9 protein-coding genes are annotated in these 11,851 nt (G+C 74.6%); 4 read left to right on the top strand and 5 right to left on the bottom strand.

Translation table 11 applies throughout. The features are described 5' to 3' along the window. Positions 1 to 66: 66 nt before the first annotated feature. Genes ABD234_RS13905 through ABD234_RS13895 form a run of 3 tightly spaced genes read left to right on the top strand, consistent with a single transcriptional unit; the run spans position 67 to position 4,342 of the window. Positions 67 to 1,611, top strand: coding sequence for a glycoside hydrolase family 43 protein (locus ABD234_RS13905; RefSeq protein ID WP_344357321.1), 1,545 nt, complete (start codon positions 67 to 69; stop codon positions 1,609 to 1,611). Continuing rightward, on the top strand, positions 1,608 to 3,611 hold the full coding sequence (locus tag ABD234_RS13900) for a DUF6807 family protein (protein WP_051486993.1): 2,004 nt from the start codon (positions 1,608 to 1,610) through the stop codon (positions 3,609 to 3,611). The genes ABD234_RS13905 and ABD234_RS13900 overlap by 4 nt, the downstream gene beginning before the upstream one ends. Continuing rightward, positions 3,608 to 4,342 carry a rhamnogalacturonan acetylesterase gene (locus ABD234_RS13895; RefSeq protein WP_344357318.1) on the top strand — a complete coding sequence of 245 codons (735 nt, stop codon included), beginning with the start codon at positions 3,608 to 3,610 and terminating at the stop codon, positions 4,340 to 4,342. Before ABD234_RS13900 ends, ABD234_RS13895 begins: the two co-directional genes overlap by 4 nt. A 307-nt stretch (positions 4,343 to 4,649) precedes the next feature. Here ABD234_RS13895 and ABD234_RS13890 read toward each other — a convergent pair whose 3' ends face one another. Genes ABD234_RS13890 through ABD234_RS13870 form a run of 5 tightly spaced genes read right to left on the bottom strand, consistent with a single transcriptional unit; the run spans position 4,650 to position 10,576 of the window. Beyond that, positions 4,650 to 5,318: a DUF624 domain-containing protein gene (locus ABD234_RS13890; protein ID WP_344357315.1), complete on the bottom strand. Its 669-nt coding sequence runs from the start codon at positions 5,316 to 5,318 to the stop codon at positions 4,650 to 4,652. Continuing rightward, positions 5,315 to 6,229 carry a carbohydrate ABC transporter permease gene (locus tag ABD234_RS13885; RefSeq protein ID WP_344357312.1) on the bottom strand — a complete coding sequence of 305 codons (915 nt, stop codon included), beginning with the start codon at positions 6,227 to 6,229 and terminating at the stop codon, positions 5,315 to 5,317. The genes ABD234_RS13890 and ABD234_RS13885 overlap by 4 nt, the downstream gene beginning before the upstream one ends. Then, positions 6,226 to 7,197, bottom strand: coding sequence for a carbohydrate ABC transporter permease (locus tag ABD234_RS13880; RefSeq protein ID WP_344357309.1), 972 nt, complete (start codon positions 7,195 to 7,197; stop codon positions 6,226 to 6,228). Before ABD234_RS13880 ends, ABD234_RS13885 begins: the two co-directional genes overlap by 4 nt. Continuing rightward, entirely contained in the window at positions 7,194 to 8,594 is a 1,401-nt protein-coding gene (locus ABD234_RS13875) for an extracellular solute-binding protein (RefSeq protein ID WP_344357306.1), read from the bottom strand. Before ABD234_RS13875 ends, ABD234_RS13880 begins: the two co-directional genes overlap by 4 nt. Positions 8,595 to 8,608: 14 nt before the next feature. Further along, positions 8,609 to 10,576, bottom strand: a complete 1,968-nt coding sequence (locus tag ABD234_RS13870) for a glycoside hydrolase family 127 protein (protein WP_344357304.1) — start codon at positions 10,574 to 10,576, stop codon at positions 8,609 to 8,611. 259 nt (positions 10,577 to 10,835) lie between these two features. On the opposite strand from ABD234_RS13870, the gene ABD234_RS13865 reads away from it, so the two are divergent. After that, positions 10,836 to 11,837 (top strand): LacI family DNA-binding transcriptional regulator, encoded by a 1,002-nt coding sequence (locus tag ABD234_RS13865; protein WP_344357302.1) that lies wholly within the window; start codon positions 10,836 to 10,838, stop codon positions 11,835 to 11,837. The last annotated feature ends 14 nt before the right edge of the window (positions 11,838 to 11,851 follow it).

The following is an 11,851-nucleotide window of genomic DNA, read 5'->3' as shown; positions in this document are numbered from 1 at the left end:
CGCGGCCGTGGCACCCCCGGGGCGCCCGCGCCGGCGGTCCCCGCACCCCCTGGCGAAGGAGTCAGCATGCACCGCCGTTCCAACCCGGTCCTCGACGCGGACTGGCCCGACCCCGATGCCATCCGTGCCGAGGGCGCGTTCTGGATGATCGCCTCGAGCTTCCACCGCGCTCCGGGGCTGCCGGTGCTGCGCTCGGAGGATCTCGTCACCTGGGAGCACGTCACCAACGCCCTGCCGGCCCTGCCGCCGCAGGACCATTACGCGCTGCCGCGCCGGGGCAGCGGGGTGTGGGCGCCCAGCCTCCGCGAGCACGCCGGGACCTACTACATCGTCTATCCCGACCCCGACCACGGGATCCTCGTGCTCTCGGCCCCGCACCCCGCGGGCCCCTGGAGCGCGCCGTGGACCCTGCTGCCCGGCCGCGGGCTCATCGACCCCTGCCCGGTGTGGGATGAGGACGGCCGCGCCTACCTCGTTCACGGCTGGGCGCGCTCCCGGGCCGGCGTGAAGAACCGTCTCACCCTCGTCGAGGTCACCCCCGACCTCACCGCCCCGCTCGGCGCCGGCGAGGTGATCATCGACGGCGACGCGCTGGGCATGACGACCCTCGAGGGCCCCAAGGCGTACCGCCACGACGGCTGGACCTGGATCTACGCCCCGGCGGGCGGGGTCGCCACCGGCCACCAGGTCGTCTTCCGGGCCCCGGACGTGCACGGCCCCTACGAGCACCGGATCGTCCTCGAGCAGGGCGACAGCGATGTCAACGGCCCGCACCAGGGCGCCCTCGTCGAGGACGAGGACGGCTCGCGCTGGTTCCTCCACTTCCAGGACCGCGGCGTCTTCGGCCGCGTGGTCCATGTCCAGCCGGTCACCATGGGCGAGGACGGCTGGCCGCGGATGGGCGAGCCGATCGACGACGTGCGCGGCCGCCCCGTCGCGCTCGTCCCCGTCGACGAGGACGGCGGGGAGTACACCGAGCCGATCCGCTCCGACGACTTCTCCGCCACGGTCCTCCACCCCCGCTGGCACTGGCAGGCGAACCCGCAGCCGGGCTGGTCCCGCCTCGCCGGCGACGGCCGCCTGCGGCTGGCCTTCGCCCCCAGCCCGCGCGGCGACCTGCGCGACCACGGCGCCGTGCTGGGCCAGCAGATCCCGGGCAGGCCCAGCACCTGGGAGGTCGAGCTGACCCTGCCCGGCCTGGGCCCCGATCAGGAGGTCGGGCCCGATGCCGAGCGCGCGGGGTTGATCGTGCTGGGGCGGAACTACGCCTGGGCGGGCCTGGAGCGCAGCCCCGCCGGGGTGCGCCTGGTGGCCCGGACCATGGCCGCGGACCAGGCCGACGAGGTCGAGGTCGCCGCCGTGGACCTGAGCGCGGATCCGCGCCGGGAGACGTCCGTCCACCTGCGGCTGGACGTCGACGCGGCCGGCCGCATCGGCATCACCGGCGCGGGCCGCACCCTGCTGACACAATGGCAGGCCATGGAAGGGCACTGGATCGGCGCCGAGATCGGCCTGTTCGCCGCCGGTGCAGGGCCCGTCCGCGAGGACCTCTCCGCGCGGGCGGCGAGCTTCGGACCCGTCCAGGTGCGACGCGAAGGACGTGATGCATGATGCCGCGAGGTGGAAGCGGGCCGACGATCACCCAGGTCGCCGAGGAGGCGGGCGTCTCCCGGGCGACGGTCTCGCGCGTGCTCAACGGCCGCAGCACGGTCGCGGCGGACATCGGCGAGCGGGTGCGCCAGGCCGCCGAGCGCCTGCAGTACCGCCCGAACCTCACCGCCCGGAACCTGTCCACCGGGCGCACCATGACCATCGCCCTGGTCGTCCCGGACCTCGGCAACCCCATGTTCCAGACGATCCTGCGCGGGCTGCAGCAGGCCGCCGAGCGCGACGGCTACAGCGTCCTGGTCGCCGAGGCCGGGGACGTGCGCCGCGAGGCCGAGGTCGTGCGCGAGGCCCGCAACCGCTGCGACGCCGTGGTGGTGGCCTCCCCGCGCACCGGCGACGAGACCCTGCGCGAGCTGCTCGCCCAGGTCGCGCCGGTGGTCCTCATCAACCGCCGCACCACCGTGCCGGACGTGGCCACCATCCGCGTGGACTACGCCCAGGGCATGACGCTGCTCATCGAGCACCTCGAGGCCTACGGGCACCGGGACTTCCTGTTCCTGTCCGGCCCCGAGGGGAGCGTCGCCAACCGGATCCGTCGCCAGGCGCTGGAGACGGCGAGCATGAGCGTGCCCGGGGCCCGGATCCGCACCCTGGACTGCGGCTCGAGCATGTCGGCCGGGTACCAGGCCGCCGACGGCGCGCTCGCCTCGGGCGCGACCGCGCTGCTCGCCTTCAACGACCTCGTCGCCTTCGGGGTGCTGGCCCGGCTCAACGAGATCGGCGTCAACGTCCCCGGGGACGTGTCGGTGACCGGATTCGACGGGATCGACCTCGCCCGCTTCGCGGTGCCCTCGCTGACCACCGTCGGCCAGCGCCAGCGCGACATCGGCGCCGAGGCCTGGGCGCTGCTGCTGCGTCGCATCACCGGCGGGGCCGAGGGCGGCGGCACGCTGCCCGGCATGAGCGAGCCCGATCTCGTGCTGCCCCCGCAGCTCGTGGTCGGCGACAGCACCGGTCGGGTCCCGCCGGCGCGCGTGCTCGGCGGCGACCGCGCCGCCCCGGGCGCTCCGGCCGCGGCCGACGGCGCCCTCGGCCAGCGGCTCGGCTGGGAGCTCGACGGCGAGGAATGGACGCTCAGGCTGGGCGACCGCCTGGTGGCCGCGCAGGCCAGCGGCGCGGGGATGACGCCCGTGCACAGCCCCCGCCCGCACCTGCACCCCGTGCGCACCCTCGCCGGCATCGCCATGACCGGCACCAACCCCACCGACCATCGCCACCACTACGGCGTGTCCATGTGCAGCCCCGACGTCAACGGCACCACCTACTGGGGCGGGCGCACCTACGTCGAGGGCCGCGGCTCGACCCTGCTGGCCAACCATGGCCGCCAGGTCCTGGGCGCGGCCGAGGTCGAGGCCGGGGGCCGGGACCTCCTCCAGCCGGTGCGCTGGCACGGCCACGACGGCCGCGACCTGCTGCTCGAGCAGCGCCGCCTGTGCGCGTTCCTGCTGCCGGAGGAGGAGGGCTGGGCGCTGCGCTGGCGCAGCCGTCTGCGGGCCGATGCCGAGCCCGTCACCTTCGCCAGCCCCGCGAACCGCGGCCGCGTGGGCGCCGGCTACGGCGGCTTCTTCTGGCGCCTGCCCGATGCCGACGAGACCCGTGTGCTCGTCGAGGAGGGCGAGGGCGAGGCCGCCGCCAACGGCTCCCGCGGCGCCTACGTCATCATCCAGCGCCGCCACGGCGACGCCTGGACCAGCCTGATCCTGGTGCAGGACGAGCAGGCCCAGGGGCGCCTGGACCCCTGGTTCGTGCGCGCCACCGACTACGTCGGCGCCGGCTCCGCCCTCGCCTGGGACCATCCGTACTCGCTGCCGCTGGGCGGCTCGGTCGAGTTCGACATCGTCGCCGGGGTGCTGGACCGCGCGGCCGATGCCGCCGATGTCGCCCGGCTGCTGGCCGCCTGCCCCGCGCCGAGCGAGGACCCGGCCGCGGAGAGCGCCCGATGAGCGGCCCGGAGCGCCCCGCGCGCCGGCGCCGCGTGCTGCTGGCCGGGGATTCGACCGTCGCCCCGTACGTCGCCCCCGAGTTCCCGCTGTGCGGCTGGGGCGCGCACCTCGGGGCGGCGCTGAACGCCCTGCTCCCGCCGGGGGAGGGGCCCGTGCACGTGGTCGACCTCGCCAGGAACGGCGCCACCACCCGCAGCCACCGGGAGGAGGGGCTCTGGGGCGCCCTGCTCGGCGGGACGACGGCGGGGGACACGGTGATCCTCCAGTTCGGCCACAACGACCAGAAGCACGCCGACCTCGACGCCGCCGGCGGCTACACCGCCCACCTCGCGCGGATGATCCACGAGGTCCGCGAGCGCGGGGCGCAGCCCGTGCTGTGCACCCCGGTGGCCCGGCGCCACTACGCCGAGGGCCGACTGCTCGAGACCCACGGCGACTACCCCCGCGCCGTGCACGAGCTGGGCCGCACGCTCGACGTCCCGGTCCTGGACCTCCATGCCGAGACCCGGGCGCTGATCCTGGACCTGGGCGAGGAGGGCTCGCAGCGCCTGTTCGGGCGGATGGCCCCGGGCGAGAGCCCCCTGCGGCCCGACGGCCTGGTCGACGACACCCACTTCTCGATCGACGGGGCGATCATCGTCGCCGATCGCGTCGCCCCGCTGCTCGCCCCGCTGCTCGCGCCCGACCTCGCGCCCGACCTCGCGCCCGTGCCTGCAGCCCAGCGGGCCTGACCGGACCTCGGGCCCCACCCGACCCACCGAGCCCGACCGGACCCAGCGAGCCCGACCGGACCCACCGGGCCCGACCGGTTCGAGCCCGCCGACGGGCGGCAAAGTCCCGGTCCTTCCGCGGGATGTCAATCTGCGTCGCTTCAGCGGGGTCCGAAGCGACGCAGAATGACATCTCGCGGAGGGCGCCGCCTCCGGAGGGCCGCCACTGGAGGTGCCGCCCCGGGCGCGCCCCTGGAGGTGCCGGCCCGGGCCCGCCTCTGGAGGTTCCCTCTCGGGGGCCGCCCCGGGGGACGGGCCCCGTCGCGGGCTACGCGCGGGATGCGGCGCGGGCGCGGGGCGGGCCGGCGGCGATCATCGCCAGCGCGGCGGCGCCCAGCGGCAGCAGCACCGGGACGGTCAGCACTGCCGTCGCGACCACGACCATCGCGGCGACCGCGCCGGCGGTGCGGACGGGGTGCGCGGCGCAGTCCAGGGCCGCCTCCCGCAGGATCGGCCGGGCGCGGCCCAGGGACTGCGGGTCCCGCTCTCCGCGATCGGCATCGAGCGCCGCCCGGCCCAGCAGGGCGCAGAACCGGGCGCCGACTGCGCAGCTGCCGCCCAGGGCGAGCACGCCGGCGGCCGTCGCCGCCGCGGCGGGGAGCATCGGCGGCGACGTCGCCGCGACCCACAGCAGATCCACCGTGCCGACGGCCGCCGGGGCCAGCAGGATCAGCTGCCCGCGCAGCCCCGCTCCCAGCGCACGTCGGAGGGCCGCGCCGAAGACCCCGCGCACCGAGACCGCGAGCCCGCGCCGCCAGGCAAGCACGACCGCGCACAGCGCCGACGTCGCGGCGAGCGCCGTGAGCAGCGGAAGGCAGGCCAGCGCCCACAGGATGCCGAGCGCGACCACATCGGCCCCGCGGGCGAGGACCTCCCGCATCGTCCATCCGCCCTCGGCGCGCCCGCGGGAGCGCCGCGGCGCGGCCACCGCGCTCATCCCTTCATCCCCGACAGCACGACGCCCTCGAGGATGTAGCGCTGGGCGAAGAAGAACACGACGATCACCGGGGCGACCACCATCAGCGAGGCGGCCATGAGGAAGCCCCACTCGGTGCTGTAGAGGGACTGGAACGAGGCCAGGCCCAGGGCCAGGGTGTACTTGCTCGAGTCGCTGATGTAGATCAGCGGGTTGAACAGGTCGTTCCAGGTGGCCATGAACGTGAACACGCCCACGAGGATCAGCGCCGGCTTGGACAGCGGCAGGACGATCCGGGAGTACACGTACAGCGGGCTCGCCCCGTCGAGGTACGCGGCGTCGTCGAGGTCGTTGGGGATGGTCAGGAAGAACTGGCGCAGGAGGAAGATGTTGAACGCCCCGCCGGCGCCGAGGATCGCCGGGACCGTCAGCGGGAAGTAGGTGTTCAGCGCCCCCAGCTGCTGCCACAGCACGAAGGTGGGGATGAGGGTCGCCGCCCCGGGCAGCAGCAGGCTGCTCATGAGCGCGGCGAACACGATCCGGCGCCCGGGCCAGCGCATCCGCGCCAGGGAGAAGGCCGCCAGCGACGTCGACAGCAGCACCCCCGGCACCACGATGACCTCGAGCAGCAGGGTGTTCAGGAGGTACAGGCCCAGCGGCTGGGTCTGCAGCGCCCCCGAGAAGTTGCCCCAGGCGACGGGGCTGGGCCACCACTCGGGCGGGAAGGCGAACATCTGCTCGTCGGTCATCAGGGCGCTGCGCACCAGCCACAGGAACGGCGCCAGCGAGGCGAGGCCGCCCAGCGCCAGCAGGACGTGGACGACGATCCGGCCGATGCGCCGCATGCGGCGGTGGGCCTCGTCCTGCGGCCCCGTCGGCGCGGACCGGGGGGCGCCGGCGCGGGCCGGCGGGGTGCTCGTGACCGTGCTCATCGGGCTCGGCCTCCTTCGTAGAAGACGCCGCGCTGGGCGATGCGGAAGGTGATGACGGTGATGATCACGACGATCACGAACAGGATCCAGGCCAGGGCGCTCGCATAGCCCAGGCGGCCGTCGCGGAAGGCCGCGTAGTAGATGTTGAGCACGTAGAACAGGGTCGCGTTGTTGGGGCCGCCGCCGGTCATGACGAACGCCTGGTCGAAGACCTGGAAAGCGGCGATCATGCCGGTGATGAGGTTGTAGAGGATGATCGGGCTGAGGTAGGGGATGGTGACGTGGCGCAGCTTGTACCAGGCGCCGGCGCCGTCGACCTCGGCCGCCTCGTACAGCGAGCGGGGCACGCCCTGCAGGCCCGCCACGAAGATGAGCGCCATGTTGCCGCAGGCCCACACCGCCATCAGCGCGATCGACGGCACGGCCGAGCCCTCGCCGAACACCCACAGGGAGGTGGGCAGGCCGATGGCCCGCAGCACGGCGTTGGCGAGCCCGAAGTCCGGGTTGTAGATCCACATCCACAGCACGGCGCTGGCCACCGCCGGCACCAGCACCGGCAGGTAGAAGATGGTGCGCAGCACGCCCTTGCCGCGCACGTCCTGGTTCAGCAGCACGGCGATCCCGAAGGCGACGAGCATCGAGCCGGGCACCGCGATGATGGCGTACAGGAACGTGCGGCGCAGCGAGATCGGGAAGTACGGGTCCGCGGTGAGGATCTCGACGAAGTTGTCGACCCCCACGAAGCGGGGCGTCCCGCCGATGCTCCAGTCGGTGAGGCCGATGACGGCCGAGGCGATCATCGGCCCCACCGTGAACAGCAGGAACCCGAGGACGACGGGCGCGATCATGAGCGGGCCCCAGCGGCGCTCGAGGCGCTCCACGCCGGAGCGGCGGCGACGCCGCGGGGCCGGCGGCGGGGGCGCGGGCGTCGCCGCTCCCGCCCGCGGGGTGGTGGTCGTGGTGCTCACAGCGCGGCCTCCTCGTATCGGCCCTGCAGGAGCCCCTCGAGCTGGGAGTCGAGGGCGGCGCAGGCCTCCCGCGCCGGCGTCTCGCCCGACCAGGCGCTCGAGAGGATGTTGCCGATCTGGGTGTCGATGCGGTCGTAGTCCCGGATGGAGTAGTGCGGGGAGGGGATCGCCGCCTCGCGGGTGGCGTCGATGCATGCCTCCCGGTAGCCGGGCGGGTACACCTCCCCGGAGGTCCAGCGGGCGATGAACTCCTCGTCGCGGTAGCAGTGCTCCTGCACCGGCATCCACAGGCCGTTGGTGAACAGGGGGTTCACGTCCGGATCGGCGAGCATGTTCATGAGCTCCCAGGTCTCCTCGAGCCGCGGGCTCGAGGAGAAGACGGCGTTGGCGCCGGAGTACGTCATCACCGCCGGCTGCCCGAAGCTGGGCAGGACGGCGACGTCGTAGGGCATCTCGGTGCCGGTGAAGTTCAGCAGCTCCCACTGCCCGGTCGAGACCATGGCGACGCGTCCCGATCCCAGCTGGCCGGGGGCGTCGCCGCCGACGGACTGCATCTGGGCGGGGCTGGGCATCACCCGGTGCTCGTGGATGAGCTCCTGCACCCAGGTGACCACCTCGACGGCCTCCGGGGTGGAGAACAGCGAGCGCGTGCCCGCCTCGTCGAACACCGGGCAGCCGTTGGAGTGCAGCAGGTTGTACAGGCTCTGCGTGCCGGAGAGGCCGGAGACGCCGTAGCGCTCGATGCTCTGCGGCGCGAACCCCGGGTCCGAGGGGTGGCGGCCCTCGCGGTCCACGGTGAGGGCATCGGCCGCGGCGACGAAGCCGTCGGGGTCGAAGGCCTCGTCCAGCCGGGTGGGCGGGGCGACGCCGGCGGCCGCGCACACCTCGGGGTCGATGTAGAGCATGATCACCTCGACGGCGCTCTGCATGGTCCCGCTCCCCGGCGTCCACTGGTGGACGGCGCTGGGCATGAGCCCGGTCAGCTTCGGGTACCGGTCGCCCTGCGCGAAGAGGTCGTCGATGCGGCCGGCGGCGCCCAGGCGCATCGCCATGGCCTCGGGGAGGTAGCCGGCGTCGGGCTCGATGTTCCCGGCGACCAGGGCGTTGAGCTTGGTCGCGTAGTCGCCGGGGATGTGCTCGGCCACCGTGGTCACGCCGCTGGTCTCGGTGTACATGTCCATCACCGAGGTGACGGCGTCCTTCTCCTCGGGGGAGCCCCAGAAGGTGAAGCGCAGGGCGTCGGGGTCGGTGTCGGCCGTGAAGTAGCTGCAGCCGCTCAGGGCGGTCGGCAGCGAGATCCCCGCCGCGGCGATCCCGAGCAGGGACCGCCGCGAGGGGCGGGCGCCGCGGGGCGGCGCGGGCGGGCGGATGCCGGTGCGCGGGCGGATCGTCGCCATCGTCGATCCTGCGCTCAGGCCCCGGCGGCGGGGAGCCAGACCCGCATGGGGCCCACCTCCCGGTTCGCCCAGGCGTAGTAGGGGATCGCCCGCCAGGTGCACGGCGCGCCGGGCACGGCCGCCGTCGCGCCGACGGGACGGTAGGGCCACGGCGCGGCCACGTCGACCTGCGGGGCGGGGCTCGCCCAGCCGGCCACGTCCAGGGCGACCACCCCGTCGAGATCCTCCAGGGGATGCTCCGCGACCGGGGCGGCGGGATCCACCAGCGCATCGTCCACGAGGGCGGGGCCGGTCTGGTCGACCTGCTCGAGGGCGTAGACCAGCGGCCCGCGCTCCAGGGCGACCGCGCCGCGGGAGGCGTCCAGGCGGTGGGGCGCGCCGACGAAGCGGGCGCCCAGGTCCAGGCGCAGGGTCAGCTCCTCGCCGGCGACGAGCACCCGGCGGATCGTGTGCAGCCCCGGGCCCACCTGCTGGGTCCCCTCGCGATCCTCGAGCTCGGCCGATGCGGACCAGGCGGGCACGCGCAGGGAGAGCGCCGCCTCGCCGGCCGGGGCCTCCAGGATCCGCAGCCGCACCTGCCCGGCGTGCGGGTAGCCGGTGGCGACCTCGACGCTCAGCGCCTCCTCGCCCAGGCGCGCCGTCCACACGCCCTCGGCGTACTGGTGCAGCTGCAGGCCCTCGGCATCGGCCGTGGCGGCGTACTGGTCCAGGCTCGCCAGGGTGCGCATGACGTTGGGCGGGCAGCAGGCGCAGTCGAACCAGGCGCCGCGGCCGTTGACGGCCTGCGTCGCGGTGGTGGCGTGGGCCTGCGAGCGCAGCTGGAGGGCGTTGACGTAGAAGTACTCGGTGCCGCTCAGCGACACCCCCGGCAGGACCGCGTTGTACAGCGCCCGCTCGATGAAGTCGGCGTACTGCTCCCGGCCCGTGGCCAGCAGCAGGCGCCACGCCCACTGCACGGCCGCGATCCCTGCGCAGGTCTCCGCGTAGGCGCGGTCCGGTCCCAGCTCGTAGGGGTCGCCGTAGGCCTCGCCCTCCCAGCGCGAGCCCATGCCGCCGGTGACGTAGGTCTTGGTGGCGAGCATCGTCGCGAACAGCTCCTCCTGGCGGCCCAGGAGCTCCTCGTCCCCGTCCTCGATCGCGAGGTCGGCGACCCCGGAGGCCAGGTAGAGCGCCCGCACGGCGTGGCCCTCGACGGTCCGCGCCTCGCGGACGGGCACCCGGTCCGAGAAGTAGGTGGCGTCGCGGATCCCCTCGGCGAGGATCGCGCCGTGGCCGCGGCGCTCCAGCAGGAAGCGCGCCAGGTCCAGGGCGTCGCGGCGGCCGGTGTGCCGGTACAGCTCCACCAGCGCCATCTCGATCTCGGGGTGCCCGGCCACGCCCTCGTGGCGGCCCGGGCCGAAGACGCTCCCCAGGTGGTCGAGGGCCCGCAGCGACACCTCGAGCAGCGCGTCGTCGCCGGTGCACCGGGACTGGGCGACGGCCGCCTGGAACAGGTGGCCGTAGCAGTACAGCTCGTGGTTCCAGGCGAGGTTCGTGTACCGCTCCTCGACCCCGTGGCGCAGCTGGTGGACGCTGTTGAGGTAGCCGTCCTCCGCCTGGGCGGAGGCGACGACCGCGGTCACGGACTCCTGCATCTCCCGCAGCTCGGGGTCGTCCTCGCGTCCGATCTCGAAGGCGACGGCCTCGAGCCACTTGTAGGCGTCGGAGTCCTGGAAGATCGGCCCGCGGGCCTCGCCCTCCCGGGTCCCCGCCGCGATGCGGAAGTTGTCCAGGGTGCCGAACTCCTCGAGCTTGGCGTGCCCCTCGCGCAGGGCGACGGAGCGGTTGCGCTGCTGGCGCACGGACCAGAAGCCGCCGGTGATGCGGGCGTCGCCGGGGGCGAGCGGCCGCAGGCGCACGGGGGCGGTGGGGGCGACGGGCGGGGCCGTCCGGGCGGTGCGGGTGGTCGGGGCGGCGGTCGCGGTCGATGGTGCGGAGGTCATGCGGGGTGCTCCTCGGGGGATCGATGCGGTGGGACGTCAGGGCGTCAGGGGCTGCAAGGGCGTCGGGGGCGTCGGGACGGCATCAGGGGTCGCGGGTGCCGGCGGGCTCGGGCGGCCGATGGCGCGGGGCAGGGAGGGTTCCGGACGGGGCGGGCCTCCTCGATGAGGCACAGGGACGGAAACTAGGCAAACGTTTGCCGTCCGCCACAGTATGCGTCGACCGCTCCCGGGCGCGCAAGCCCTGGCGTACAGTTCTTCCATGTCCCCCCGCGCATCGTCCCCCGCCACGGTGAAGATCGGCGATGTCGCGCGCGCAGCGGGCGTCTCGCTCGGAACCGTCTCGAAGGCGCTCAACGGCACGGGCAGCCTGCGGGAGGAAACTCGTCGTCACGTCCAGGAGGTCGCGGATCGCCTGGGCTTCGTCCCCGATTCCCGGGGCCGGGGCCTCGCCAGCGGCCGCACCTACACGGTCGGGTTCCTCACCACGGACAGCTTCGGCCGCTTCACCCTGCCCATCCTCATGGGGGCGGAGGACGCCCTCTCCGTGGGCCGGATGGCGGTGATCCTCTCCGACACCCGCGACGACCGCGCCCGCGAGGAGCACCTGGTGCGCTCCCTGCGCGGGCGGCGGGTGGACGGCCTGGTCGTCACCGGCCGCTCCACCGACGAGCGCGCCCGGGTCGACATCGACATCCCCGTGGTCTACGCCTTCACCCGCCCCGACGATCCCGAGCAGTGCGCGGTGCTCAGCGACGAGGCCGCCGGCGCCGCGCTCGCCGCCCGGCACCTGCTGTCGCTGGGACGCTCCCGGATCCTCCACGTCACCGGCCCGCAGCGGCACCGCTCGGCGCGGGTGCGGGCCGAGGCCGTCGTCGACACGGCCGGGGACGCCCTGGTGGGCGAGCCGATGTTCGGCACCTGGAGCGAGGAGTGGGGCCGCCGCGCGATCGACATCGCCCTCGCCTCGGGCCTGGACGTCGACGCCGTGTGCTGCGGCTCGGACCAGATCGCCCGCGGGGTCCTGGACCAGCTGCACGAGCGGCGCATCGCCGTGCCCGAGCAGGTCGCGGTCACCGGCTACGACAACTGGGACGTGATGGCCCTGGCCGCCCGCCCGCCGCTGACCACGGTCGACATGAACCTCGGCGAGGTGGGGCGCCGCGCCGGCGAGATGCTGCTGGAGCTCATCGACGGCCGCGAGCCCGCCCGGCGCGAGATCATCGTCCCGCCCCGCCTGGAGATCCGCGGCTCGACCGTCTGAGGGGGCTCGAGCCG

It is taken from the genome of Brachybacterium phenoliresistens (assembly GCF_039530785.1).
GTDB classification, from domain to species: domain Bacteria; phylum Actinomycetota; class Actinomycetes; order Actinomycetales; family Dermabacteraceae; genus Brachybacterium; species Brachybacterium phenoliresistens.
Note: the sequence above shows the minus strand (reverse complement) of the source record. Positions and strands in the feature narration are given on the sequence as shown.

Bases quoted from the DNA above. Each gene is read 5' to 3' on its own strand.
- ABD234_RS13890 (WP_344357315.1), bottom strand. From the start codon at position 5,318: ATGAGCGCGGTGGCCGCGCCGCGGCGCTCCCGCGGGCGCGCCGAGGGC.
- ABD234_RS13900 (WP_051486993.1), top strand. From the start codon at position 1,608: ATGATGCCGCGAGGTGGAAGCGGGCCGACGATCACCCAGGTCGCCGAG.
- ABD234_RS13885 (WP_344357312.1), bottom strand. From the start codon at position 6,229: ATGAGCACGGTCACGAGCACCCCGCCGGCCCGCGCCGGCGCCCCCCGG.
- ABD234_RS13875 (WP_344357306.1), bottom strand. From the start codon at position 8,594: ATGGCGACGATCCGCCCGCGCACCGGCATCCGCCCGCCCGCGCCGCCC.
- ABD234_RS13865 (WP_344357302.1), top strand. From the start codon at position 10,836: ATGTCCCCCCGCGCATCGTCCCCCGCCACGGTGAAGATCGGCGATGTC.
- ABD234_RS13870 (WP_344357304.1), bottom strand. From the start codon at position 10,576: ATGACCTCCGCACCATCGACCGCGACCGCCGCCCCGACCACCCGCACC.
- ABD234_RS13895 (WP_344357318.1), top strand. From the start codon at position 3,608: ATGAGCGGCCCGGAGCGCCCCGCGCGCCGGCGCCGCGTGCTGCTGGCC.
- ABD234_RS13905 (WP_344357321.1), top strand. From the start codon at position 67: ATGCACCGCCGTTCCAACCCGGTCCTCGACGCGGACTGGCCCGACCCC.